General features: G+C 68.1%; 28 protein-coding genes. 17 read left to right on the forward strand and 11 right to left on the reverse strand.

Annotated features, from left to right (window positions below; translation table 11 throughout):
• Positions 1 to 80 precede the first annotated feature (80 nt).
• The gene (locus tag P1K32_RS09370) at positions 81 to 908 is read left to right on the forward strand and encodes a DUF3592 domain-containing protein (RefSeq protein WP_276249471.1); all 828 of its coding nucleotides are present in this window, start codon (positions 81 to 83) and stop codon (positions 906 to 908) included.
• A gap of 20 nt (positions 909 to 928) precedes the next feature.
• Here P1K32_RS09370 and P1K32_RS09375 read toward each other — a convergent pair whose 3' ends face one another.
• Both P1K32_RS09375 and P1K32_RS09380 read right to left on the reverse strand, forming a co-directional pair.
• Positions 929 to 2,251 (reverse strand): Hvo_1808 family surface protein, encoded by a 1,323-nt coding sequence (locus tag P1K32_RS09375; RefSeq protein WP_276249472.1) that lies wholly within the window; start codon positions 2,249 to 2,251, stop codon positions 929 to 931.
• A complete protein-coding gene (locus P1K32_RS09380; RefSeq protein ID WP_276249473.1) occupies positions 2,244 to 3,749 on the reverse strand; it encodes an Hvo_1808 family surface protein in 1,506 nt (501 codons plus the stop codon). Before P1K32_RS09380 ends, P1K32_RS09375 begins: the two co-directional genes overlap by 8 nt.
• Before the next feature lie 76 nt (positions 3,750 to 3,825).
• Between P1K32_RS09380 and P1K32_RS09385 the strand changes: the two genes are divergently transcribed.
• A complete protein-coding gene (locus tag P1K32_RS09385) occupies positions 3,826 to 4,398 on the forward strand; it encodes a cysteine hydrolase family protein (protein ID WP_276249474.1) in 573 nt (190 codons plus the stop codon).
• A gap of 30 nt (positions 4,399 to 4,428) precedes the next feature.
• Here the strand turns inward: P1K32_RS09385 and P1K32_RS09390 are convergent, their stop codons facing one another.
• Complete coding sequence (locus P1K32_RS09390; protein WP_276249475.1) at positions 4,429 to 5,253, reverse strand: DUF8155 domain-containing protein; 825 nt, start codon at positions 5,251 to 5,253, stop codon at positions 4,429 to 4,431.
• Between the two features lie 319 nt (positions 5,254 to 5,572).
• On the opposite strand from P1K32_RS09390, the gene P1K32_RS09395 reads away from it, so the two are divergent.
• From P1K32_RS09395 to P1K32_RS09405, 3 genes are all read left to right on the forward strand, one after another.
• Positions 5,573 to 6,253: a lipoate--protein ligase family protein gene (locus P1K32_RS09395; RefSeq protein ID WP_276249476.1), complete on the forward strand. Its 681-nt coding sequence runs from the start codon at positions 5,573 to 5,575 to the stop codon at positions 6,251 to 6,253.
• A 24-nt stretch (positions 6,254 to 6,277) separates the two neighbouring features.
• A complete protein-coding gene (locus P1K32_RS09400) occupies positions 6,278 to 7,582 on the forward strand; it encodes a dihydroorotase (protein WP_276249477.1) in 1,305 nt (434 codons plus the stop codon).
• Positions 7,583 to 7,649: 67 nt separating this feature from the next.
• Positions 7,650 to 7,829: a hypothetical protein gene (locus tag P1K32_RS09405; protein WP_276249478.1), complete on the forward strand. Its 180-nt coding sequence runs from the start codon at positions 7,650 to 7,652 to the stop codon at positions 7,827 to 7,829.
• Here the strand turns inward: P1K32_RS09405 and P1K32_RS09410 are convergent.
• Together P1K32_RS09410 and P1K32_RS09415 are read right to left on the reverse strand one after the other, a co-directional pair.
• Entirely contained in the window at positions 7,826 to 8,239 is a 414-nt protein-coding gene (locus P1K32_RS09410) for a hypothetical protein (protein ID WP_276249479.1), read from the reverse strand. The genes P1K32_RS09405 and P1K32_RS09410 overlap by 4 nt on opposite strands.
• Positions 8,229 to 8,897 carry a DUF5806 family protein gene (locus P1K32_RS09415; RefSeq protein ID WP_276249480.1) on the reverse strand — a complete coding sequence of 223 codons (669 nt, stop codon included), beginning with the start codon at positions 8,895 to 8,897 and terminating at the stop codon, positions 8,229 to 8,231. The genes P1K32_RS09410 and P1K32_RS09415 overlap by 11 nt, the downstream gene beginning before the upstream one ends.
• Positions 8,898 to 9,044: 147 nt before the next feature.
• Here P1K32_RS09415 and P1K32_RS09420 point away from each other — a divergent pair, with 147 nt between their 5' ends.
• On the forward strand, positions 9,045 to 9,416 hold the full coding sequence (locus P1K32_RS09420) for a universal stress protein (protein ID WP_276249481.1): 372 nt from the start codon (positions 9,045 to 9,047) through the stop codon (positions 9,414 to 9,416).
• A complete protein-coding gene (locus P1K32_RS09425; protein WP_276249482.1) occupies positions 9,413 to 9,934 on the forward strand; it encodes a GNAT family N-acetyltransferase in 522 nt (173 codons plus the stop codon). Before P1K32_RS09420 ends, P1K32_RS09425 begins: the two co-directional genes overlap by 4 nt.
• Here P1K32_RS09425 and P1K32_RS09430 read toward each other — a convergent pair.
• A complete protein-coding gene (locus tag P1K32_RS09430) occupies positions 9,931 to 10,368 on the reverse strand; it encodes a universal stress protein (protein WP_276252183.1) in 438 nt (145 codons plus the stop codon). The genes P1K32_RS09425 and P1K32_RS09430 overlap by 4 nt on opposite strands.
• A 105-nt stretch (positions 10,369 to 10,473) precedes the next feature.
• Between P1K32_RS09430 and P1K32_RS09435 the strand changes: the two genes are divergently transcribed.
• The 3 genes from P1K32_RS09435 to P1K32_RS09445 all read left to right on the forward strand — a co-directional run bounded on the left by P1K32_RS09435 (position 10,474) and on the right by P1K32_RS09445 (position 12,686).
• On the forward strand, positions 10,474 to 10,944 hold the full coding sequence (locus P1K32_RS09435; RefSeq protein ID WP_276249483.1) for a universal stress protein: 471 nt from the start codon (positions 10,474 to 10,476) through the stop codon (positions 10,942 to 10,944).
• A gap of 163 nt (positions 10,945 to 11,107) precedes the next feature.
• Positions 11,108 to 12,199: a DHH family phosphoesterase gene (locus P1K32_RS09440; RefSeq protein ID WP_276249484.1), complete on the forward strand. Its 1,092-nt coding sequence runs from the start codon at positions 11,108 to 11,110 to the stop codon at positions 12,197 to 12,199.
• Between the two features lie 46 nt (positions 12,200 to 12,245).
• Positions 12,246 to 12,686 (forward strand): hypothetical protein, encoded by a 441-nt coding sequence (locus tag P1K32_RS09445; RefSeq protein ID WP_276249485.1) that lies wholly within the window; start codon positions 12,246 to 12,248, stop codon positions 12,684 to 12,686.
• Position 12,687: 1 nt separating this feature from the next.
• Here the strand turns inward: P1K32_RS09445 and P1K32_RS09450 are convergent, their stop codons facing one another.
• On the reverse strand, positions 12,688 to 13,119 hold the full coding sequence (locus P1K32_RS09450) for a DUF5807 family protein (protein WP_276249486.1): 432 nt from the start codon (positions 13,117 to 13,119) through the stop codon (positions 12,688 to 12,690).
• An 82-nt stretch (positions 13,120 to 13,201) separates the two neighbouring features.
• Here P1K32_RS09450 and P1K32_RS09455 point away from each other — a divergent pair, with 82 nt between their 5' ends.
• Positions 13,202 to 13,624, forward strand: a complete 423-nt coding sequence (locus P1K32_RS09455; protein ID WP_276249487.1) for a dCTP deaminase/dUTPase family protein — start codon at positions 13,202 to 13,204, stop codon at positions 13,622 to 13,624.
• 31 nt (positions 13,625 to 13,655) lie between these two features.
• Here P1K32_RS09455 and P1K32_RS09460 read toward each other — a convergent pair whose 3' ends face one another.
• On the reverse strand, positions 13,656 to 13,916 hold the full coding sequence (locus P1K32_RS09460; protein WP_276249488.1) for a hypothetical protein: 261 nt from the start codon (positions 13,914 to 13,916) through the stop codon (positions 13,656 to 13,658).
• 157 nt (positions 13,917 to 14,073) lie between these two features.
• Here P1K32_RS09460 and P1K32_RS09465 point away from each other — a divergent pair, with 157 nt between their 5' ends.
• From P1K32_RS09465 to P1K32_RS09475, 3 genes are all read left to right on the forward strand, one after another.
• Positions 14,074 to 14,460: a 30S ribosomal protein S6e gene (locus tag P1K32_RS09465; RefSeq protein WP_276249489.1), complete on the forward strand. Its 387-nt coding sequence runs from the start codon at positions 14,074 to 14,076 to the stop codon at positions 14,458 to 14,460.
• 79 nt (positions 14,461 to 14,539) lie between these two features.
• Positions 14,540 to 14,968, forward strand: coding sequence for a DUF7112 family protein (locus P1K32_RS09470; protein WP_276249490.1), 429 nt, complete (start codon positions 14,540 to 14,542; stop codon positions 14,966 to 14,968).
• A gap of 159 nt (positions 14,969 to 15,127) precedes the next feature.
• Positions 15,128 to 16,006, forward strand: a complete 879-nt coding sequence (locus P1K32_RS09475) for a CheF family chemotaxis protein (RefSeq protein WP_276249491.1) — start codon at positions 15,128 to 15,130, stop codon at positions 16,004 to 16,006.
• A gap of 238 nt (positions 16,007 to 16,244) precedes the next feature.
• On the opposite strand, the gene P1K32_RS09480 is transcribed toward P1K32_RS09475, so the two are convergent.
• A complete protein-coding gene (locus P1K32_RS09480; protein WP_276249492.1) occupies positions 16,245 to 17,171 on the reverse strand; it encodes a thiamine-phosphate synthase family protein in 927 nt (308 codons plus the stop codon).
• A 104-nt stretch (positions 17,172 to 17,275) separates the two neighbouring features.
• Here P1K32_RS09480 and tenA point away from each other — a divergent pair, with 104 nt between their 5' ends.
• The 3 genes from tenA to P1K32_RS09495 are packed head-to-tail and all read left to right on the forward strand — an operon-like array spanning position 17,276 to position 20,252.
• Complete coding sequence (gene tenA, locus P1K32_RS09485) at positions 17,276 to 17,941, forward strand: thiaminase II (RefSeq protein ID WP_276249493.1); 666 nt, start codon at positions 17,276 to 17,278, stop codon at positions 17,939 to 17,941.
• Positions 17,938 to 18,690: a TenA family protein gene (locus P1K32_RS09490; protein ID WP_276249494.1), complete on the forward strand. Its 753-nt coding sequence runs from the start codon at positions 17,938 to 17,940 to the stop codon at positions 18,688 to 18,690. Before tenA ends, P1K32_RS09490 begins: the two co-directional genes overlap by 4 nt.
• Positions 18,690 to 20,252 carry a sodium:solute symporter family transporter gene (locus P1K32_RS09495; protein ID WP_276249495.1) on the forward strand — a complete coding sequence of 521 codons (1,563 nt, stop codon included), beginning with the start codon at positions 18,690 to 18,692 and terminating at the stop codon, positions 20,250 to 20,252. The genes P1K32_RS09490 and P1K32_RS09495 overlap by 1 nt, the downstream gene beginning before the upstream one ends.
• Before the next feature lie 124 nt (positions 20,253 to 20,376).
• Here P1K32_RS09495 and cmk read toward each other — a convergent pair whose 3' ends face one another.
• Positions 20,377 to 20,991, reverse strand: coding sequence for a (d)CMP kinase (cmk, locus tag P1K32_RS09500; RefSeq protein ID WP_276249496.1), 615 nt, complete (start codon positions 20,989 to 20,991; stop codon positions 20,377 to 20,379).
• A gap of 115 nt (positions 20,992 to 21,106) precedes the next feature.
• Positions 21,107 to 21,976 (reverse strand): CheF family chemotaxis protein, encoded by an 870-nt coding sequence (locus P1K32_RS09505; protein ID WP_276249497.1) that lies wholly within the window; start codon positions 21,974 to 21,976, stop codon positions 21,107 to 21,109.
• Between the last annotated feature and the right edge of the window lie 21 nt (positions 21,977 to 21,997).

Here is a 21,997-nt window from a genome sequence, read left to right on the forward strand (position 1 = left end):
TGGCACGAACGGGCGAGCGCGGTCGTGCGAACGACCCGAACTGTCGGAAATTTTTCCACGACAGGCGCGTACGTTGGCATATGCCGAGTCAGCCGCGCGTCCTCGGTCTCGTGGTCGCGCTGACGCTGCTGGTCTCCGGTGGCGTGCTGGCCACGGGCCAGTACTACCGACTCAGCGGGTACGAGTCGACGACGGCCACGATGGAGCGCGCCCAGGTCCAGCCCCAGTACACCGACGGGTTCGACCCGGGCCAGGCCAACGCCACCACCGACCAGGGGGCCCAACAGCCCGAATTCGGCCTCCGGAACGTGGTTTACAGGCCGAACGTCACGTACAACTACACCGTCGACGGCGAGCGGTACACGGGCGAGAACGTCGCCGCCGGGACCGACATCGCCACCGACAACCGGTCGGATGCAGCCGCACTCCTCCCCGCGCGCCGGGCCGGAGCGACGACGACCGTCTACTACGACCCCGAAGACCCCGACGACGCCCACCTGCTGCATCGCTATCGCTTCTTCCCCGGTGGACTCCTGCTGGTCGCCGGGCTGCTCGTGCTGACGGACACGCTCACCCCGAATCTCCGCTTTGTCCGCTTTCTCACCGACAAGATCCCCTTCGCGACGCTCGAACGGGTGCCCGGCGTCAAGCGGACGGCGCTCTCCGAGTTTTCGGACGACCCGACCGCCATTCTCGACAGTCTGGACCGGTGGGAGGGGACGGAGCCGGCGCCGATTCGGTCCAGTGCCAGCTCGGCCGTCTGGATGCTTTGCTACCTGTTTATCGCCGACCTCGCGATCGTCTACTTCGCCCTGTCGAGTCGGCCCTACGACCTCTGGGCCATGGTCCCGTTCTTCGCCGTCGCCACGGGCGTCATGCGACTGGGGTTCCGCCGTCTGGACCCGTAGCCCTGTCACAGCCGAGCGTATCAGCCGCCAGCGCGGTGGATTCCGTCCAGGTCGTCGACCGTCGGACCGTTGACGATGCGGACCGTCCGGCCCTCGCGGACGATGCGGAAGGCGTCGGCGAACTCGCCGTCGGGGACGACGTAGACGTTCTCGCGGGGGGTGCGGGCGTCGTGTGTCCCGGTTAGGGCGTCGCGGTAGGCGGCCGCGAACTCGACGGCGTCGCCCTCGGTGTCCCAGCGGCTCTCCCAGACATAGCCGCCGCCACCCGAGCCGTTCCGGTAGGGCACGACTGTGTCGCCGGCCCACCCCTCCGAGGGCTGGCTCACGTAGCTGTAGCGGTCGGCGGTCGTCTGGTCGTTGTGGTACATCGCCGCGAAGATGGAGGCTTCCCCGACCGTGTCGCCGACCGGGTCGTGGTCGAATCGGTTCCACTCGCCGTTCGAGCGGTCGGCGACGGTGACATCGACGGGCGTCTCGTCGGGGTAGCGCTCGGGGTGGATAATCTGCTCGGAACTTGCGGCGTAGTCCTCGTGGAGCGCGTCGACGGCGTCCCAGCCCCCCTCGTCGTAGACGCTGTCGATGAAGGCCGGCCCGCTGACGTAGGGTTGGATGATGACAGTGAACACGCCGCGGTTCTCACCACCGCCGCCACCGCCACCGCCGCGCTCGGGCGTCGAGATACAGCTCCAGCGGCGCTCACACCGCTTCTCGTAGGTATTCTCGATGTAGTTGGCCTCGCCCTCGACGACGCCGTTTCTGGCCAGCTGTGTGTCCTGTGTCTCGGGCGCGCCGCCGAGGCCGAACTGCTGGTCCTGGAGCGCGTGGACGAGTTCGTGGGCCAGCGTCCCGCGGTCGACGACCGGCGTCTCGCTCTCGCTGACGATGACGATGCGGTCCCGGCTCGGCGAGTAGTACCCCAGGACCGAGTCGCTCCGCGTGTCGCTGATGGCCTCGCTGCTCCCCGAGTCCTCGCCGACGAGCAACAGCGCCTCCCACACCTGGTCGTTCCAGGGGTCCCCGCCGGCGACGCCGCTCCCGCGGCCGCCCGACCGGTTGCGGTACTCGGCCCGCGAGATGACCTCGACGGGGACCGTGGACTCGAACTCCCGGTCGCGGATGCGCTCGATGCGAGCCATCGTCCGGGCCGTGACGGCTTCCAGTTCGCTCTCGTTGAGGCCGTCGCTCGTCGTCACGTCGACCGGGTCGTCGTACCAGTAGCCGTTCTCCCAGCCGATGGCGTCCCCGCCGCGTGGCTCCTCGGGGTGGCCCCAGAACGGCACCGAACAGCCCGCGAGCGCGAGCGCCAGGGCGAGACCGAGCGCGAGCGCCGCTCGCCTACGCATCGTACAGCTCGGTCAGCTCCGCCTCTGTCGGGGCGTTGACTACCGTGACGGTGTCGCCCTCGACGTGGACGGCGACGGCGTCGCCGAACGGACTCTCCTCGGCGATGACCCAGTTTCCGTCGGCGGTGCGCTCGCCGCCCCAGTGCCGGATGACCCGCTCCCACGACGTCGCGAACTGCTCGGCCGCCGCGTCGTCAGTCCAGGCCGTTCGCCAGACGTAGCCCGTCTCACCGTCGTTCGTGTAGACCTGCATCCGCCCGCCGTCCCAGCCGCTCGTCCCCGGCAGGTCGTAGTTGTACGGGTCGGTGGCGACGGTGTCGGAGTCGGCCAGGTCGAACCGGTTGACGACCGAGCTGTCGTTGTAATCGTCGAACACTGTGTACGCTATCGCCGCGGCGATGGCCGACGGGCCGACGGTGGCGTAGTCCGGTCGGTCGCGGTCGGCCGACGGCCGCACCCGCTCCCAGTCGTCGCTCGGCGGGGCCGGGAGCGTCACCTCGCGGGCCTCCCACTCGGGGTAGTCCGTCGGCGTGGTGACCTCGCGCGCCCCGTCGGGGACGTCGTCGTAGGCGTCGTTCACTGCGTCCCAGCCGCCCTGGTCACGGAGGTCGGCGACGAACGAGGTTCCGTCGCTGTAGGGGAAATACAGCATATAGAAGACGCCAATATGTGCGTCACTGCTCCCACTGCTCGCGCCTGACTGGTCGACCTTGATACACGACCAGTTCGATTCGCAGTGGTCCATATACTCGGTTTCGACGGTGCGGGCGTCGCCCTCGATGAGCGCGTTACGGCCCTGGATGGCGTCTCGGGTGCTGGCGTTGCCATCGATGCCGAACTGCTGGTCCTGCAGCGCGTGGACGAGCTCGTGTGAGAGGGTCTTCTCGCCGATTTCGGGCGTCTCGGAGTCGGTGACGATGACAATTTCGTCCTGTGACGGGCTGTAATACCCCTGGACGCTGTCGCCGAGCGTGCGCTCTTGGGTCTCGACGGAGCTGTCGTTCTCGCCGATGAGGAACAGCGCCTCAAACTTCGCGTTGTCGAAGGTCTGCAGCGCGTCGCCGTAGCTACCGTTGCCGCTCTGGTTCCGATACTCGGCCCGCGAGATGGTGGTGACGGGCACGTCCTCCTCGAACTCCAGCCCGCGGACGTACTCGACGCGGGCCATCGACCGGTTGACGACGGCCGAAAGCTCGGTGTCGTTGAGCCCGTCGCTGTTGTCCACGTCGAGCGAGTCGTTGTGCCAGTAACCGTTCTCCCAGCCGACCCGGTCGCTCTCGGGGTCCGGGCGGACGGTCGACGAGCCGTCCGAGGGTCCGCTTTCGGTCTGCAGCTCAAGCTCTGTGGAGTTTGTCGGCCGCTCGGTCCCGTTCTCGGTCACAGTCAGTGTCTCGTCTGTCCCGGTCGGTGTCCCCTCGTCTGCCCCGACACCCAGCCCCTGACAGCCGGCCAGCAGGAGCAACACGGCAAAGCAGACGGCCCCAAACTCACGTCGCATTAGCGAACCCTCGGGGGGCACGGCCAAAAGTTACACGCCCGAAGCTTACGTAGGGGTCCCGACCGAATGGGCGCGTATGCAACTGGACCCACAGCAGACAGCTCTCGTGGTCGTCGATATGCAGAACGGCTTCTGTCACCCCGAGGGGAGCCTCTACGCACCGGATAGCGAAGCCGCCATCGAGCCCGTCGCGGGGCTGGTCGAGCGGGCCCGCGACGCCGGCGCGAGCGTCGTCTTCACCCGCGACGTCCACCCGCCCGAGCAGTTCGAGGACGCCCACTACTACGACGAGTTCGACCGCTGGGGCGAGCACGTCCTCGAGGGCTCCTGGGAGGCCGAACTCGTCGAGGAACTGTCCCCCCGCGAGGACGACCTCGTGGTGGAGAAGCACACCTACGACGCCTTCCACGAGACCCAGCTGGCGGGGTGGCTCGACGCCCACGGCGTCAAGGACCTCGTCGTCTGTGGCACGCTCGCGAACGTCTGCGTGCTCCACACCGCCTCTAGCGCCGGGCTGCGGGACTACCGTCCCGTCCTCGTCGAGGACGCCATCGGCTTCATCGAGGCCGAGCACCGCGAGTACGCCGTCGAACACGCCGACTGGCTGTTCGGCGAGGTGACCGAGCGCCGCGAGGTCGATTTCGAGTGAGACGGATTCGTGTCGTCTGCGGGGCCCCGCTCACGCGCTGGCGCTGCTGACGGTCACCTCGACCCGCTCGCCGACCGCGAGGTCGACATCCTCGCCCACCAGCTTCACCCCGGCGTCGTCCCGTGAACAGAACAGCGCCACGCCCGTGACGGGCTCGCCGTTCGCGAGTATCCGGCGGTCGTCCCACGCGACGGTGCGCCCCTCGGCGACGCCGACGCGCTGGCCGGCCAGGTGTACCGTCCCGTCCTCGCCCCCGAGCGCGCCGCCCCAGTCGTAGTGGGGGAGGCCGCCGTCGAGGACGCCGGCCCCGCCAGCCGCCAGCCCGACGAATCGCTCGCCCGGCGCGGGATGTGTGGGGCTGTCCAGGCGCGCCCAGGTCTCGCCGGTCTCGGCGACGGTGCCCGTGCCGTCCCACGCAAGCGGCTCCACGTCGACGCCGGCCTCGACCGGGAGGGAGCCCGCCGCCCGATAGGGGTTCGCGTCGGCGGCCCTGAAGCCCAGATGGATGTGGTTGGGGACCCAGGGCGCGAAAAAGCCCGCCCGGACGAGTTCGCCCAGGTCCTCGCCCACGGCGACGCGGTCCCCGGCCTCGACCCCCGGTTTCACGTGGAGCAGGCGCGCGACGTGGTCGCCGGTGTCGACCAGAATCAGATAGTCGTGCTCGGCGGCGTAGGCTTTCGGCGGCGCCCGCACCGTCTTCGTGTCGAGTATCTCGCCGGCGACCGGCGAGGGCGCTCTGGCTCCGTCGGGATAGAGGTCGATGGCACAGCCCTCGTCGTGGGCCTCGAAGGGTGAGTTGTACAGCGAGAACCGGTAGTACTGATAGAGTACGTCCGGCGGGACAGTGACGGCCATTGCCCCCGGTTAGGAACGGGCCAGTATGTGCCTATCGTCCGAGCGTTCATACGTGATGGCGGGGCCAGGGCCACGTATGCGCTAGGAACCGCCGTGGCGGGTCCAGCGGGAGTGCGACACAGGCGAGGTTTCGAACGAAGTGAGAAACCTCGGATAGCGAGCGGAGCGGGACCGCTGGTCCCGCAGGCAGTCGGGCGGCTGTGCCGCCCGACGACGGGGAACGGAAGTGACCCGCGAGCAGAGAGTCCGTCACGGTTTTCGAGTGTCGCCTGTTCGCTATCGACGTGAGTGTTTAGTCCGCCTACCGCATACACCGGCTATGCGACTCCTGCGGGGCCGGGCGAGCGACCACAAGCGCGACTACGACCGCACTCGCGAGCTGGTCGCCCGCGTCGCCGACGACGGCGAACCCGCCCTCCGAGTCTGGCGTCCCCACCGGCAGGTCGCCTTCGGTCGACGGGACCGGCGCGCCGAGGGCTACGACCGGGCCCGCGAGGCGGCCACGGAGCGAGGCTACGGCGTCCTCGAACGCGAGGTCGGCGGCCGCGCCGTCGCCTACACCGGCCAGACCGTCGCGTTCGCGCTGGCTGAGCCCACCGCCGACGGACGCGAAGGAATCGGCGACCGGTACGACCGCGTCAGCGGGGCGGTCCAGCGCGCACTCGAAGCCGTGGGCGTCGACGCCAGCGAGGGCGAACCGACCGACTCGTTCTGTCCCGGTGCCCACTCGCTGCAGGCCGACGGCAAGCTCGTCGGCATCGCCCAGCGCGTCCGGCAGGACGTGGCGCTTTCCGCCGGTGTCGTGATTGTGCGGGACCACGACGCTATCGCGGCGTTGCTCGCCCCCGTCTACGAGGCACTCGGGGTGCCGTTCGCCCCCGGTTCCGTGGGGAGTGTGACGCGGGCTGGCGGGGACGCGGCCGGCGTGGTCGAGGCGCTCGTGACCGAACTCGTCGGCGCTCGAACCGTCACCGCCCGCGACAGCATCCGAGACACTTAGGGGCTCGCCCGGTCCAGGGAGGGTATGCTCATCCGCAACGCCACACTCGCGGACGGTCGACAGCGAGACGTCCGGGTGCGCGGCGAGACCATCGCCGAGGTGGGTCGGGGTCTCTCGGACGATGACGAGCGCACTATCGACGTCTCGGGCAAACGGCTGTTCCCGGGGATGATAGACGCCCACGTCCACTTCCGACAGCCGGGATACCCCCACAAGGAGACGTGGGAGACGGGCTCCCGCGCCGCGGCCGCCGGCGGCGTGACCTGCGTGGTCGACCAGCCAAACACCGATCCGCCGACCGTCGACGGCGCCGCCTTCGACGACAAGGTCGAGTTCGCCGCGGACTCGATAATCGACTGGGGTATCAACGGCGGCGTCACGGCTGACTGGGACCCAGAGAGCCTCTTTTCGCGCCGGCTGTTCGCGCTGGGTGAGGTGTTCCTGGCCGATTCGACGGGCGATATGGGTATCGAGCGCGAGCTGTTCGAAGACGCCCTGGCCGCGGCGACCGACGCCGGCGTCACGGTGACGGTCCACGCCGAGGACGCCGACTATTTCAACGACGACGCGACGGTCCGGGACGACGCCGACGCCTGGAGCGCCTACCGGACGGCCGAAGCCGAGGAGCGGGCCGTCCGGCGGGCCTGCGACGCCGCCACCGAGGTCGGTGCCCGCATCCACATCGCCCACACCTCGACGCCGGAGGGCATCGACGTCGCCGCCGACGCGGGGATGACGACGGAGGTCACCCCACACCACCTCCTGCTCTCCCGGCGGGACCTGCGCGAGCTGGACACCTACGGCCGGATGAACCCGCCGCTGCGCCGCGAGAAGCGACGGCGAGAGGTGTACGACCGGGTCGCTGACGGGACCGTCGACATGATTGCGACCGACCACGCGCCCCACACCGTCGAAGAAAAGGACGCCAGCATCTGGGACGCCCCGTCCGGGGTGCCAGGCGTCGAGACGGTGCTCCCGCTGTTGCTCGCGGAGGCAGCCGACCCCGACACCGACCTGGGCTACGAGCGGGTGCGGGACCTGACCGCGGCCAACCCCGCGCGGGTGTTCGACATCCCCCAGAAGGGTGCCATCGAGCCCGGCAAGGACGCCGACCTCGTGCTGGTCGACACCACGGAGACGACCGAGATTCGGGCCGACGAGCGCCACACCGACTGCGGCTGGACCCCCTTCGAGGGGTTCGACGCCGTCTTCCCGGAGTGGACGATGGTCCGGGGGACGATGGTTTTCGAGCGTGATTCAGAGGGCGACGTGTTCTACGACCACGCGGGCGAGAACGTCCGCGACGCCGACGGCGAGCTGCTCGACTAGTCAAACTATGTGCATCGATGGTGCACGACCCCGATGTGTTCTTGCTGCACACTGACCGATACCGGGTATGGTACGCTGTGTTAACTGTGACAGGGAGTACGAGCACGAACACGAACTCGACCACGAGGTGGTCGACGAGGTCGAACTGGTCGAGCAGGACGACGGCCCGCCCCGGATGCAGATAGGCGTCGATTCCCACGACGTCTGGCGCTGCAAGGGGTGTGGCAAAGTGCTCGGCGTCCGCTAGGGCTGCTCCGTCTCGACTGTCTCTTCCGGCTCCTCGTCTTTTTCGAGTCGATAGGCCGGGACTGGCAGAAAGAAGCCGTAGACGGTCCGGTAGACGACGACCCCGGCGCCGCCGCCGGTCAGCGCCGCCGCGCTGACGACCGCGGTCGGGGCCGCCAGCACGAGGGCGAAGCCGACGCCGACGGCGACGGTCAGGAGGAAGGCCGCGACCGAGGCTACCTCGGGGTAGACCCCCGGGACCACGTCGTGTTCCGCGAGATACACCGAGACGGCGATGCCGGCGGCGATGGTCACCCCCACCACCGGCACCGCCCGGACGGCCTCGCCCCCCCCGCTGAACAGTCCGGTGCCGAGCATGATGGCCGCCAGGAACAGGTCCGACTTCAGGACCGAGAGGCCCTCACTTCTCATCGACACCGAACTCGTGGCCACACTCGGGGCAACACACCTCGTCGTGGCGCAGTGCCGCCGAGTGTTCGCGCACTTCGCGCATCACCGTCGAGATGCGGTCCTCGGCCGCCATCTCCTCCTCGACGGCGAGGTCGACGCCCTCGACCTCCAGGAGGAACTTCGCGACCTCCGTCGACTCGTACATCACGTCGTCTAACTCCTCGGCGGTGAAGAAATCCGACATCGCGCCATAGAGGAAGGTCGCCCCGGCCTTGCGGACTTTCTCCTCGAAGGACGCACGAGCCTGGTTGACCGCCTGGGGCGTGTAGGTGTCGGTCATGAACGGGACCAGTTCGGGGAGGTTCTCGCCTATCTTGGTCATCTCGACGCCGGTCTCGGTCCGGAAGTCCGCACAGAGGCGGGCGATGGCCCACTCGCGGGCGGTGATGTAGGTCCGCTCGCGCAGGAACTCGTTGGCGCGGTCGTAGGTCCCACTCTCTATCTTGGTGAAACGTTCGTACTTCCGGACGTCCTCGGGGACTGCGGCCGGGTCCGTCGCGTCCGACCCGTCCGGCGAGGGTGACTGTGGCTCATCGGGCTCGCTCTCCTCGCCCGCGTCGTCGGGCTCGTGGGGCGAGACGACCCGTGTCGGCTCCTCGTCTTCCGGCGGCGGTGTCATGGCTGTCCGTGTGTGCCCCCGGCGAAAAAGCGTATCGCCCCGCTCCGTCGCCTGACTTCCTCGCCCGGCCGAGACCCCGGGTAACGTGTCGCACAGCCTGCAGGACGTGCCACAGGGATTTTTGACAGATGACGGGAATGGCCCTACATGGACATTCTGCTCGGTGTTGGTGGGAGTGAGCTGTCGTACCACGCACTGGAGGAGACCGTCGAACGCGCACAGGCAACCGGTGACGAACTGACCGTCGCGATCTTCCACAACGAGGAGGTGAGCGCGGACGCTGAGGAGATACGGGAGCGTGTCGAGACGACACTCGCAGAGACAGACTTCGACGCGACGATACGCCGACTGGAGGGCGACTCGCCCGGGAGCGAACTCGTCTCGATGGCCGAGAGCGACGGGTTCGACCGAATCGTCCTGGGCGGCGGCGAACGGTCGACGCTCGGCAAGATACAGCTCGGCGCTATCGTCGAGTTCGTGCTGTTGAACTCCCAGACCCCGGTGACTCTCATCCGATGACGCGCGACTATCCGGACGAACCGGCCGACAAGTTCCCGGGACCGCCCCGGACCGTCACCGACCGGGAGGGCCGCGAGGTGGAGCTACTGGCGGCCGACGCCAGCGACCACGACGGCGTCCTCGAGATGTACCTCTCTTTCGACCCGGCCGACCGGGCACAGGGCATCCCGCCGGCCCGGGAGGAGGCTATCGAGGACTGGCTCGACACCATCCTCGGCGAGGACACGCTGAACGTCGTCGCGGTCCACGAGGGCAGCGTCGTCGGACACGCGACGCTGGTGCCGGACCGCCACGGCGAGCACGAGCTCGCCATCTTCGTCCTCCAGCCCTTCCAGGGGGCCGGTATCGGCACCAACCTCGTCGAGACGCTGCTGGGGCTGGCCCAGTCCGAGGGGCTGGAGAAGGTGTGGCTGACTGTCGAGCGGTGGAACGACCCCGCGGTCGCGCTGTACAAGAAGGTCGGGTTCGAGACGACCGAGGCCGAGAGTTTCGAAATCGAGATGAGTATCCTGCTCTAGACGGACAGCACCGGCTGGCTGGCGTATTCGAGCACGTAGGTGGCCGCGCGGCCGACGGCGTCCTCGCTGTTTGGAGACCGCGGGATGACCAGGAAGTCCGCCTCGACGTCTTCGGCCACGTCGAGGACGACGCTGCCGGGGTTTTGCATCAACCGCTTCTGGGAGAACGCCGTCGCCGTCGAGGTGTCGAGCGTGACGTCGTGGCCCAGTTCGTGGGAGCGCTCGCGCACCCGCTGGCTGAACGCCCGGTGGTCCTGTGCGACCGACTCGGCGTCGACGGTCCCCTTGTCGATGTCTCGCCGGAGCCGTTCGTCCAGCACGAACAGGAGGTGGAGGCTGGCGTCGTACCGCTCGGCGATAGCGGTCGCGTACTCCGCGGCTTGCTCGGACCGGTCGCTCCCGTCGACCGGGACGAGCACGAGGTCGATGTCCATCATAACAGTCTGTGACCGGGCCGGGCAAAAAGCCATCCATCGCTCGCAGCGGGCCGTGGCGACCGATGAGGTGGCTTTTTGCCCGTCGGCCGACCAGAGACAGGTATGTTCGATACGGTGGTCATCGCGACGGACGGCTCGGGGAGCGCACAGCGGGCCGTCGAAGCCGCGCTCGACCTCGCGGGGAAGTTCGACGCGACCGTCCACGCGCTGTACGTCGTCGACGAGGGCGAAGTCGAGTCCACGCCCGACGACGTCCGCGACGTGCTGGAACGGGCCCTCGCGACGACCGGCGGCCGTGCGCTCTCTTTCGTCCGGGAGGCGGCGACGAGCGACGGCGAGACCGAGGCCGACGTCGTCACCGCGGTCCGCGAGGGCGAGCCAGCCGCGGAGATACAGGCCTACGCCGAGGAGGTCGAGGCCGACCTCATCGCGACCGGGACCCGTGGTCGCCACGGCGAGCACGCGTTCCTCCTGGGAAGCGTCGCCGAGGAGGTCGTCCGCCACGCCCCGATGCCCGTGCTGTCGGTCCGCCAGCTGGAGGGCGAGGCAAACCCCGAACGCCAGGACGTCTGACAACAGGACCGCTGAAGACTCGCGACGCTCACCTTCGTGCTCCGGGGTTCGCGTGGCGAACCCTGGACCGCTGGCACGTCGCGTTGCTCCGTGCCATGCTCCAGCGTTCACACCACGAACGCTGGACCGCCGGACTCATTGCCGCTGACTGGCAGGTGTAGGCATGGACGACTGGCTCATCGACGACGACCGCCTCTCTATCGGCCGCAAATCAGTACTGCCCGGTGAGGGGTTTTTCTACCCGGATTCGTTCGAGGAGGAGAAGAGAGAAGCCGAAGCCGCCGAGACGCTCGCCGACGCCGGCGTCGTAGTCATCGCCGACCCGGACGCCGACGGGCTCGCCTGTACGGCGCTGGTTCGTGAGGCCCATGGTGAGGGTGCACTGCTCCCCGCGGGCCCGCACAACCTCCAGGAGGCGCTGGCGTGGGCCGCTGACTACGGCGAGCCCGACGCGACCGTCTACGTCTGTGACCTCTGTCCGGACAGCGAGGCGGACCTGGGCGCGCTCGACAATCTCGTCGAGCGAGTCGAGCACGTCGCCTGGTTCGACCACCACCAGTGGGACGACGCCCTCGGTGATATCGTCGACGACGCGGGCGTCGAGCGCACCGTGGGCGACTCCGAGGCGGTCTGTACGGCCGACGTGGCCCTCGAACAGCTCGACTACGACTTCGCCGACCAGTGGGCCGAACTCGCCGCGGTGACGCGTGACCACGACCTCTGGATTCGCGACGACGAGCGTAGCGACGACCTCGCCGACTTTGCCTACTGGGCCGAACCCGAGGAGTACATCGAGGCCGTCGCCGAGCACGGGCCCGACCTCTCGACGCCGGTTCACGACTTCCTCGCGGAGAAGCGCGTCGAGAAGGAGGCGCTCATCGAGAAGGCCGTCGAACGGGCCGAACTGCGCGACGTCGGCGAGTGGACCGTCGGTGTCACCTACGGCCGCTGTTCGCAAAACGAGGTCGCCGAGGCGCTGCGCGAGCGGGGCGCCGACGCCGCCGTCATCGTCAAACCCGCCGGCTCGGCCTCGATTCGGGGCACCGAGAACTTCGAGCGGGCCCACGAGGTCGCCCGGCAGGTCAACGGCGGTGGCCACCCGAAAGCGGCGGGCTGCAAGCCCGACATCTACGACGACATGATGGACTACGCCCACCACTGGACGACCAACGGGGCGGTCGCGAAACAGGCCATCGTCGACGCGTTCAAGCGGCTGCCCGAGGAGGAAGACGAAGGCGTGGATTCGGAGCGGTAGCCACGAAACACTGATATATGTCAAATTCGACATCAGCTACCACAAGATGTCGATTGCTCGTCTCCGGCGCCACGCCGACGGTGTGGACGTGGCTGGCACGTTCGTCAACGCGGCCGTCGTCGGCGCGACGCTGTACGTGCTCGACGGCTCCCCCCGCTATGCCGCCGTGACTGCCGCGGGCTTCCTGATACTCACTCTCGCAGCATCGCTCGCTGACGCCGTCGTCGGCGACTACGCCGGCAACGCGCTGTTCGGCGTCGTCGTCCTCGTCGGGGCCGTCTACTTCGCGACGCTCGGCTCGGTCTGGTTCCCCGTCGCGCTGGTCGTCGTCGGTGGGTGGCTGCTCATCGACGGCGTCCAGCATCTCCGTTATAGCGTGACCCGCGACGAGGTCGGCGTGCCGTACCGCCACGACGGGAGCGCGCTCACCGGACTCCCGAAAGCGCTGCTCGTGAGACTCGCCGAACCGTTCCTGCTGTCCGCGTAGCCTACCCCTCGACGACCCACTTGTCGGAGTAGCGCTCCCCGCAGGCACAGACCGCGTAGGCGTGGATGACGTCGCCCTCGGCATACAAGCCGCCGACCTCTTCGTTCTGTTCCTCGGCGAACGCGAAGACGAACTTCGTCGTGTGGTTCTCCTCGGGTTCCTCCTCGGCGATGGGGCAGTTCGCGTCGGTGCAGTCGTCGTGAACGTCGCCCTCGGTCTTCATCGCCTGCTGGGCCAGCCCCATCGGATCGATGCCGGTTGCCGACTGGAAGGCGTCACGACCGTTGTCGCCGGGTAGCACCAGCACCAGCCCGTCGTCGACCGGGTCGGCGTACTCAGAAAGCGCTCCGGGGTTCGAGACGGCGTCCTCGTGGAGGAAAAAGAGCACGTCGTCCGGTCGCTCGCCCGCCAGGAACTCGGCGTGGTTGCTCATACGGGTGAGAGTCGGCCACCGCCCAAAAGTCACCCGCTCTGGCCGCCCCCATAGTTTTGCCTCGACCGCCGGTAGACCGGGTATGTCCGAACTCAGCGACTACGTCACGGATATCGTCCACGAACCGACCCAGACCCAGGGGACGGGGGTCGACCTCACCGTCGCCAAGATATACGAGGTGGTCGCACCCGGTCGCATCGATTTCGGCGGCGGCGAACTCGAACCGGCTACAACGGTGCCACACAAGAGCGAGAAGCGCGACCCCGACGACGACTACGAGTGGTGGTCGCTGGACGCGGGCCAGTATCTCCTCGAGTACAACGAGTCACTGACGGGCGAGACGACCGTGACGGTCCAGCCACGGACCGAACTGCTTGAACGCGGGGCGACCCATCCGACGCTGCACGTCGAGGCGCTACCACGACTCCCGCTGACGGTCGGCGGCGCGGGGCTGAAACTGAAAGCGAACGCTCGCGTGAGTACTATCGTCGCCGCGGATACGTAGGCGACGAGCGCACCGGCGACGGTCGCAGTCGTCAGTCGTCGGCGGGAGCGAAGCTGTCCGAGGCCGACGCGCTCGTCGCGTCGACAGAGACTGGTTCTAGGTTGTCGGCGGCGCGGGTCAGCGACTCGGAGGCAGCGCGCTGGGTCTCGCCACAGCGCTCCGTCGACAGCTGGAGGTCGTCGACGGCGCGGTTCAGCGCCCGGACGCTCCGGCTCAGTCCGTCGGCGGAGTTCGAGAGCGACGTCAGGGTGGTTCCGAGGGTTTCGTGGTCGGCGTCGGTAGTGTGAGTCATCGTAATACCTACTTGTCACTGCAGGTGCCTGCCGGTTACACCTAACTAGTAAGCAAATATGGCGGCTAGACAACATTATTTGTCATGCTTTCAGCTGTTCTCCCGCTCTCGCGGACGGTTCGATGCGTTTTTGACGCGCGATGGACTGGACTGACGTATGGCTGAATTCACGGTCGCCGTCTCCGATCCGGAGAGCGGCCACACGTATCAAGTCGAGGTCGACGGACAGGACGCGAACCGCTTTATCGGTCGCGAGCTCGGCGACGAGGTCGACGGCGGCGCCGTCGGTCTCGACGGCTACACGCTCGAACTGACCGGTGGCTCCGACACGGCGGGCCGACCGATGCGCCCGGACGTCCGCGGCGTCGCCACCAAGTCCATCATGTCCGACGGCGGCATCGGCTTCGAGCCGACCACCGACGGCGAGCGCAAACGCATCACCATCCGCGGTCGCGAGGTCAGCGACGAGACCCGTCAGATCAACGCGAAAATCGTCGGGCGCGGCAGCGACGACGTCGACGAGCTGCTCGGCGCCGACGAGTGAGCGGGACCGCTGTAGCCCGGTCCAGTACCGCAGCGACCGTCGGGTCGGCCCGTCCCGGGACGCCGGCACGCGTACGCCGATGAGCGAGCGCGTCCCCAGTGACCACGACGCGGTCGACACCCATCGCGTCGCCATCGAGGCCGTCGGCCGCACCGGCCGCCCGCGCGTTGTGCTCCCCGACGCTGTCGGCCTGGAGGACGGCGACGTCGTCACGCTCGCACTCGACGGCGACGACTACGAGGCCCGCGTCGAGACCAGCCTCGACGGCGACTTGGTCGTCACGCACGTCACCGACAACCGCCGGCTGGCCCGCGAACGCGACGGCGAGAACCGCCTCGCCGAGTGGGTCGCCGACGCCACGGTCTCGGTCGGCGGCTCGGCCCACTTCGACGTCGTCACCGAGTGCCACCAGTACGGCCTGCGAACGCCCGGCAAACGCGTCGTCTACACCGCGACCGAGGCGCCGGACTCGTCGCTTTCGGACATCGCGAGCGACCTCGACGGCTGAGACGGACTGTCCCGGTCCCGGGACTGCCGTCGCCGATGCACACCGACGATACTGACTCGTGTCGGCGCCAGGCCCGCTCCGTGCGCCGGTCGGCTCCGGTTTTTCGAGCTGATACTGGCGCGAAACTCTCAATATCCGGGCCGCTGTAGCAGGCATATCGTGTCGGAATCCGTCATCGCGGACTTCGTCGGCCAGTTCAACTCCGAGGTGGCCAGCCGCAGCGACCCCATCAAGGGGCGCGTGGTCCTCTCCCAGAAACGGCTGGTCCTGGCCGCCAGCGAGGACGACAAGCTGACGATTCCGCTGGACTCCATCTTCGATATCGCTATCGGTCAGGTGCCGCCGGACCTGGGCGATTTCTTCCAGTCGACGGTGACCGTCGCCTTCGAGCGGTCGGGGAAACGGCTCGTCGCCGCCATCGAGGCCGACGACGAGAAGATAGAGAAGTTCGGCACTGTCCTGTTCAAGGCCATCATCAACGGGACCGAGACCACGGTCAAGGAACGGGCCCGCGTCGGTGGCCGCGTCACCGACGAGGGGTTCAAGCGTGCGAACCTCTTTCTCAAGCCCGGCTCTGTCGAGTTCCGCCGGAACGACGGCAGTTTCGTCGTCGAGCTCCAGACCGTCTCGGACTTCGAGCGCACCACCCGCGAGATACAGGGCGCCGACCGGCCGGTGCTCGTGGTCCGGCACATGATGGACGGCACCGCCGTCACGACGGAGGCCGCCCTGGCCACGAGCCGGAAGATGTCCATCCTCGGGCGCTATCTCCGCCGGGAGTACTCCGAACTCATGGAGCAGCTCAAGAAGATCGAACTCACCAAGGGCAAAAAGGAGGTGCTCGTGGCCATCTACTCCACCGGCGATATGGAGGGGATGCCGCTGGCCTCCATCCTCGGGAAGGACTCCTCGGAGGTGTCCATGCTGTTGGCCGACCTCGAGGCGGACGGGCTCATCCAGGACGGCGCCGACGGGCCGACGCTCACACCCACGGGACAGGTCGTCGCGAGCCGGCATCTGGAGGACGTCAACGCGTAGCTACCACTTTTTGCACCGTCGCGAGCGTCGCTTCGCGACGCTCGCTCGGGCAAAAACTTGGGGAAAAATCGCGGCGTGCTCCTTTCGCGTGCCGGAGGCACGCTCCAGCCCGCGCGCCGCGGTAGAACCGGCGGCACAGCCGCCGGATGCTAACTGACCGCTTCTCTAGTTTCTACGACGGCAGCCCTGCCCTTCCCCGCCAGCGCGGCACAGAGGCCGCGCTCGGCCAGACCTACCGCTACTGTTCTGCCGCGTCCGCGACCAGTTCGGCCGCCAGTCGGGCGGCTTCGGCGCCCGTCTCACCGAGCACGTAGGTGATTGGTTCGATGCCGAACGCGCCCCGATGGTAGAGCACGTCCGGGACAGCCCCGCGCTCCGTGAACTGCTCCGTGAGCCGCTCCCCGCGGTCCTCGTAGTCGGCCTCGAACGCCATTCGGTCGAGACCGCGTGCGTCGGCCGCGTCCAGCAGGGTATCCTCGGTGGCGAGGTTGACCGCGCCCCGACGCTCGCCGTCGACGGCTATCGCGGCCAGAATCGTCGTCGCGACGTGTTCGGAGGCGCCGAACTCGGGGTTGGCGGGCACCTCGACGCTGCCGCCCATCTCGTAGATACGGCCCGGAATCGCGGCCACGTCTGCCACGTCCGCGGCGTCGGGTAAGGCGGTGCCGACGTTGGTGCCGACGTTGGGGACGGCGGCGGCGACGCCGGGGCTCGTCGCCAGCACCCGGGCGGCCTCGCGGACGTCGTCGAGCACGGCGCGCTCGGTCCGGAGGACCGGGTTCGCGCCCCGGACACAGAGGTCACAGCCGAGCCCTTCGAGGCCGGGCATCGCCTCCTCGTGGAGCTCACAGATGGGGCCGCGGTCCTCGAAGGCTCGCACCAGCTCCTGTACCTCGGCCAGCGCGTCGTAGCCGTCCATCTCACCGCTTGCCAGCCCCGCCGCAATCGACTCGACTGTCGCCTCGGTCCGGGGGTGCTCAGCGATGTGCGGTTCCAGCTCCGGTTCGCCGCTGACGTACGTCGAGACGGCCGCCTGCGTCACGCCGAGGTGGCCGGCCACTTCCTCCTGGGTCAGCCCGTGGGCGGCGAGTTCGCGGGCGAGCAGGGCACGCAGCGTCGGCAACACGTCCTCGACGACGATCTCGCTTGGCAGCCGGAGCGACATACCCCGCCGTTCGGGGAGCGGTGGCTTATATTGTCGGCCTGTCGACGTCGTATAAGTGGATTGTATCACTAGGTTATATTACGCTGGGCCGCCCAGCCACGCCCATGAGCTTCACCGACGAACTGGCCGACGTCGGCGACCCCATCTGGGACGCCATCGTCGCCCATCCGATGGTCGAACAGCTCGGCGAGGGCACACTCGACGAATCGCCGTTTCGCTACTGGGTCCGGCAGGACTACGTCTATCTCGTCGAGTACGCCCGCTTGTTCGCGCTGGGCGCGGCCAACGCCCCGGACCTCCAGCGGATGGGTACCTTCGCCGAACTGCTTGACAGCACTATCAATACGGAGATGGACCTCCACCGCTCGTACGCCGCGGAGTTCGGTCTCAGCGAGGCCGAACTCGAGGCGACCGACCCGTCACCGACCACGCAGGCGTACACGGACTTTCTGGTCCGGATTGCCGCGACTGGCACCTTCGGCGACCTCGTCGCCGCCCTGCTGCCCTGTATGTGGGGGTTCAACGAGACAGCGAAACACCTCGACGAACGGGGCCGCCCCGACCACGAGGGCTACAGTGAGTGGATAGGGATGTACGCCGGCGAGGAGTTCTCCGAACTCACCGAGTGGTGCAAGGCCCTGATGGACGACGTGGCCGAGGGCGCCACCGCGGCCGAACGCGAGCGCTACCGCGATATCTTCGAGACCTCCGCCCGCTACGAGTACCGCTTCTGGGACGCCGCCTGGCGCGAGGAGGGGTGGGGCATATGAGAAACGACGGCACCGGGACTGTGCCGGCCACCTACACCGACTACGCCAGCGACCGAACCGACCCCCGCTTTACCGACTGGCTCCGCGAGCGGTCGGGCGACGCCTGGGACGACGCGACGGCCCACGAGTTCGTCCGCGAGCTCCACGCCGACACGCTCTCCGACGTCGTCTTCCGGCGGTATCTCCTGCAGGACTACGCCTTCGTCGAGACGCTCGTCGGCGTCTTCGGCCACGCCGTCGGCGACGCACCGACGATGGCTGCGAAGTCTCGACTCGTCGACTTCCTGGGGACGGTCACCAGCGACGAGGACGACTACTTCCAGCGGTCCTTCGAGGCGCTGGACGTCCCCGTGTCCCGCTACGGGGACCCCCACCTGACGGAGGCCACGGCGGCCTTTCGCGACCTCCTCCTGCGGGCGGCCCGCGAGGGCGGCTACGCCGAGACGCTGGCCGTGCTGGTCCCCGCCGAGTGGGTGTATCTCTCGTGGGCCACCGACGACGACCTCGCTGCCGACGGCCCCGACCGCTTCTACCTCCAGGAGTGGATAGACCTGCACGCAGTTCCCGAGTTCGAGTCGTTCGTCGGCTGGCTCCGGACGGAACTGGACCGCGAGGGCGCCGCCGCCAGCGAGCGCCGCCAGGCCCGCCTGGCCGAACTGTTCTGTCGGACCGTCGACCTCGAGGTCGCCTTCTTCGATGCGGCCTACGAGGGGAAACGCTCCCGCGAGACCCTCGGGGGTGACCGCTGATGGTCGACAGCACGCTCGCGCTCGGGCTGACCGTGGTCACGATGGTGGCCTTCGCGGCCCTGGGTATCTGGTACACACGACAGCACGACCGCTCGACCGACGACTTCCTCACTGCCCGGAACTCGATGGGGCCGGGCCGGACCACGGCGACGCTGGTCGCCTCGTCGATGGGCGTCTGGATACTGCTGTCGGCGCCGGAAGCCGGCGCCGGATTTGGCATCGCCGCCGCCGTGGGCTACGGTATCGGTACCGCCGTGCCGATGTTCGTCTACTCGAAAGTCGGCCCCCGCGTGCGCGAACTGCTCCCCGAGGGCCACTCCCTGACGGAGTACGCCCACGCCCGCTACGGGTCGACGATGTACGGCTTCGTCGTGCTGGTCTCGGCGCTGTACATGTTCGTCTTCGTCGCCGCCGAGTTGACGGGAATCGCGGCCGCGCTCTCGCTGGTCGCGGGCGTCCCCCAGTGGCAGACCGCCGTGCTCGTCGGCGGCTTTGTCCTCCTCTATACGGGCTATGGCGGGCTGCGAGCGACCATCGTCACCGACACTGTCCAGGCGATACTGGTCGTCCCGCTGCTGGCCATCGTCGCCGGCGGCGTCGTTCTCGCCGTGGGCGGGCCGGGCGCGGCGGTCTCGGGCGTCACGGCAACGAACCCGGCGCTGCTGGATCCCACCAACGCCGCCGGCCTCCAGTTCGGCCTCGCGCTCGCCTTCGCCATCTTCGGGGCGGAGATGATAAACCAGACCTGGTGGCAGCGCGTCTACGCGGGCCGGGACAGCGAGACGGTCGCGGGCGGCTTCCGCAACGCCACGGTGCTCAACGGCGCCATAGTGGTCGTCGCCGCCCTGTTGGGCACCGTCGCCGTCGGCCAGGGCGGCGTGGTGACCGACGTGACCAGTTCGGCCTACAACGCCGACGTGGCCTTCTTCGTCCTCGTCGAGAGCGCCTTCGGCGAGGCCATCCTCCTCGGGGTCGTCCTGCTCGCACTGCTGCTCGTCGTCAGCTCCGTCGACTCGCTGTTCTCGGCGCTGGCCAGTCTGGTCACCGCGGACCTCCCCCGACTGCTTTCCGACCCCGACGACCGTACGCTCCGGCTTGGCGCTCGCGTCCTGACGCTCGTCGTGGCCGTCGCCGCCATCTACGTCAGCCTGCGGGCCCGCAGCGTCCTCCGCCTCTTTTTCTTCGCTGACCTGCTGGGGGCCGCCGTCGCCGTCCCGCTCGTCTACGGGCTCTACTCCCGGCGGCTCACCGGACGGGGCGCGCTTCTCAGCAGCCTCGCCGGGCTGGGGGTCGGGCTGGCCTTCTTCCCGGACTTCCGCGGGGTCATCACGGCCGTCCCGCTGCTTGGCGACGCGCTGCCCGCCGCCGACCCGCTGTATCTAACCTCGTTTGGCGGCGCCGTCGTCGTCTCGACGCTCGGGACGCTCGTCGCCGCCCGTCTCTCCTCGACCACGTTCGACCTCGACCGGCTCGCTGACGCCGGGACTGTGGCGATGGCCGACGGGGCGGGCGGGAGTGACAACCCGCACGCGACCGACGGCGGCGAGCAATCGAGCGACTGAGACTGGTGGCTGTCCGTTTGCACCGATGTTCGCGGTGGCGACTCACGTCAGTTTGTTCCAGCGAAAGCGTCATCGCACCTGCCTGTGACATTGAAAACGCTACGCCGCTCACGACCCCGCGGTGTTAAATCTCGAGGTCGGCCGTCTCGAAGGCTCCCTCGTCGATGTCTGGGTCGTACTCGCGGACGGCCGAGAGGACAATCTGGAGTGTCCCGGCCGGGCTCCAGCGGCCGGTGTTGACCACGAGGTCGTAAAACGAGCGGTCCGAGAGGTCGATATCGTAGTACGATTCGTAGCGCGACTCCTCGATGACCTCTCGGACCTGCATCTCGGCGGTCATCTCCTCGCGATCGTGGGTCCGGTCGGCGCGGACGTTCGCCGGCGCGTCGAGCCAGATACGGAGGTCCGCGCGGTTGCCGGCTATCCATCCCGCCAGCCGGGATTCGAGGATGAAGGCCTTGTTGGCAGCGCCCCACTTCTCGGAGATGGTCCGGAGCCGCCGGTCCAGCGCCCGGTCTATCTCGTCGGACTGGCCGGCCTCCGCGATGAGCTGTGTCAGGGTCATATCCCGCTCGTCGGCCATCTCCCGGAACACTTCCCCGCCCGAGACGTAGCCACAGTCGAGCGCCGACGAGAGCCCCTCACAGAGGGTGGTGACGCCCGACCCGGGTGGCCCCGAGACGGTCACGAAGAGATTCGAATCGCTCAACCGGTCCGAACCGCCGTCGGTGTCGGCCATATCCCCTCTGTCCGACCCGGTCTATATAAACGCGGTGGGCTCGCCCGGCGACCTGCTTCCCGGTCACTCCGCACGTGCCGTCCCGTTCGGCCAGGCGCCCTCGATTCGGAACCGGCTACTGGTCGGCGATGGCATCGCCGGCGATGGACCGCCCGCGGGCCTCCAGTTGCACCTCGCGACGGGTCCTGACCGGCTCTAAGATGTCGGCTTCCATCAGCCGGTCGTAGACGTCCTCGACCTCGTCGATGTCCATGTCGACGAAGTCGGGGATTTTGAACGGCGAGATGCCCGAGTACAGCGCCATCAGCACCTGTGTCTCCTCGGACGAGAGGTCGACGTCGTCGGCGGCGTTGCGCTGCTCGCCCTGCCTGACGAGCCCGCCGATGAGCGAGACGTGCCGGGGGGACCCGGAGATGTGGGTCTCGACTGACGTGCCGTCGATGGTGTGTTCGACCTCCAGCAACGGCCGTTCGGTGCCGCGTATCTCCTTCTGTTTCTGCTTGACGGTGCCCACGTCGTCGATGTCGAGTTCGACGAAGGTCCCGCTGGAGATAGCGATGTTGACGGTGTCCTCTTGCTCCTCGTCTAGCTTGAAGCGGGCCTTCTCCCAGGTGGCCTCCGTGACGACGCCGCCTTTCAGCGCCGGGTGTTTCACCAGGATGACTATCTGGTCGAGCAGCGTCTTGTACAGCTCTTCCTCGAACGCTTCGCTGGCTTTCGGTGAGACGAGCCACGCGTCCCGGCCGGCCTGGAGCTTGACGTAGCCGTCGACCTGCGCCAGCGACTGGTTCATCTGGCTGGCGGTGACGCTGGTCAGCTTCGAGAGCGCGATGGTGCGCTTGCCCTGGTTGGTCGCCAGCACGAGCCGTTTGTTCGAAAGCAGGATGCGGCCGGGTAGCCACTCGATGTCGTTTCGCTTGCGCCCGTCCTTGACGACCTGGACGAACTTGCCTTTGGTGTCGACCAGTGCGTGTTCCCCGCTCATCTACTCAGAGTATCCTATTTG

It is taken from the genome of Haloarcula rara (genome assembly GCF_029338235.1).
GTDB lineage: Archaea > Halobacteriota > Halobacteria > Halobacteriales > Haloarculaceae > Haloarcula > Haloarcula rara.

Coding starts and splice junctions, on each gene's coding strand:
- P1K32_RS09415 (WP_276249480.1), bottom strand. CDS start 8,897: ATGACACCGCCGCCGGAAGACGAGGAGCCGACACGGGTCGTCTCGCCC.
- P1K32_RS09455 (WP_276249487.1), top strand. CDS start 13,202: ATGTCCGAACTCAGCGACTACGTCACGGATATCGTCCACGAACCGACC.
- P1K32_RS09405 (WP_276249478.1), top strand. CDS start 7,650: ATGGTACGCTGTGTTAACTGTGACAGGGAGTACGAGCACGAACACGAA.
- P1K32_RS09495 (WP_276249495.1), top strand. CDS start 18,690: ATGGTCGACAGCACGCTCGCGCTCGGGCTGACCGTGGTCACGATGGTG.
- P1K32_RS09435 (WP_276249483.1), top strand. CDS start 10,474: ATGTTCGATACGGTGGTCATCGCGACGGACGGCTCGGGGAGCGCACAG.
- P1K32_RS09375 (WP_276249472.1), bottom strand. CDS start 2,251: ATGCGTAGGCGAGCGGCGCTCGCGCTCGGTCTCGCCCTGGCGCTCGCG.
- P1K32_RS09410 (WP_276249479.1), bottom strand. CDS start 8,239: ATGAGAAGTGAGGGCCTCTCGGTCCTGAAGTCGGACCTGTTCCTGGCG.
- P1K32_RS09505 (WP_276249497.1), bottom strand. CDS start 21,976: ATGAGCGGGGAACACGCACTGGTCGACACCAAAGGCAAGTTCGTCCAG.
- P1K32_RS09430 (WP_276252183.1), bottom strand. CDS start 10,368: ATGGACATCGACCTCGTGCTCGTCCCGGTCGACGGGAGCGACCGGTCC.
- P1K32_RS09370 (WP_276249471.1), top strand. CDS start 81: ATGCCGAGTCAGCCGCGCGTCCTCGGTCTCGTGGTCGCGCTGACGCTG.
- tenA (WP_276249493.1), top strand. CDS start 17,276: ATGAGCTTCACCGACGAACTGGCCGACGTCGGCGACCCCATCTGGGAC.
- P1K32_RS09470 (WP_276249490.1), top strand. CDS start 14,540: ATGAGCGAGCGCGTCCCCAGTGACCACGACGCGGTCGACACCCATCGC.
- P1K32_RS09480 (WP_276249492.1), bottom strand. CDS start 17,171: ATGTCGCTCCGGCTGCCAAGCGAGATCGTCGTCGAGGACGTGTTGCCG.
- P1K32_RS09465 (WP_276249489.1), top strand. CDS start 14,074: ATGGCTGAATTCACGGTCGCCGTCTCCGATCCGGAGAGCGGCCACACG.
- P1K32_RS09390 (WP_276249475.1), bottom strand. CDS start 5,253: ATGGCCGTCACTGTCCCGCCGGACGTACTCTATCAGTACTACCGGTTC.
- P1K32_RS09385 (WP_276249474.1), top strand. CDS start 3,826: ATGCAACTGGACCCACAGCAGACAGCTCTCGTGGTCGTCGATATGCAG.
- P1K32_RS09425 (WP_276249482.1), top strand. CDS start 9,413: ATGACGCGCGACTATCCGGACGAACCGGCCGACAAGTTCCCGGGACCG.
- P1K32_RS09395 (WP_276249476.1), top strand. CDS start 5,573: ATGCGACTCCTGCGGGGCCGGGCGAGCGACCACAAGCGCGACTACGAC.
- P1K32_RS09420 (WP_276249481.1), top strand. CDS start 9,045: ATGGACATTCTGCTCGGTGTTGGTGGGAGTGAGCTGTCGTACCACGCA.
- P1K32_RS09460 (WP_276249488.1), bottom strand. CDS start 13,916: ATGACTCACACTACCGACGCCGACCACGAAACCCTCGGAACCACCCTG.
- P1K32_RS09440 (WP_276249484.1), top strand. CDS start 11,108: ATGGACGACTGGCTCATCGACGACGACCGCCTCTCTATCGGCCGCAAA.
- P1K32_RS09445 (WP_276249485.1), top strand. CDS start 12,246: ATGTCGATTGCTCGTCTCCGGCGCCACGCCGACGGTGTGGACGTGGCT.
- cmk (WP_276249496.1), bottom strand. CDS start 20,991: ATGGCCGACACCGACGGCGGTTCGGACCGGTTGAGCGATTCGAATCTC.
- P1K32_RS09400 (WP_276249477.1), top strand. CDS start 6,278: ATGCTCATCCGCAACGCCACACTCGCGGACGGTCGACAGCGAGACGTC.
- P1K32_RS09380 (WP_276249473.1), bottom strand. CDS start 3,749: ATGCGACGTGAGTTTGGGGCCGTCTGCTTTGCCGTGTTGCTCCTGCTG.
- P1K32_RS09450 (WP_276249486.1), bottom strand. CDS start 13,119: ATGAGCAACCACGCCGAGTTCCTGGCGGGCGAGCGACCGGACGACGTG.
- P1K32_RS09490 (WP_276249494.1), top strand. CDS start 17,938: ATGAGAAACGACGGCACCGGGACTGTGCCGGCCACCTACACCGACTAC.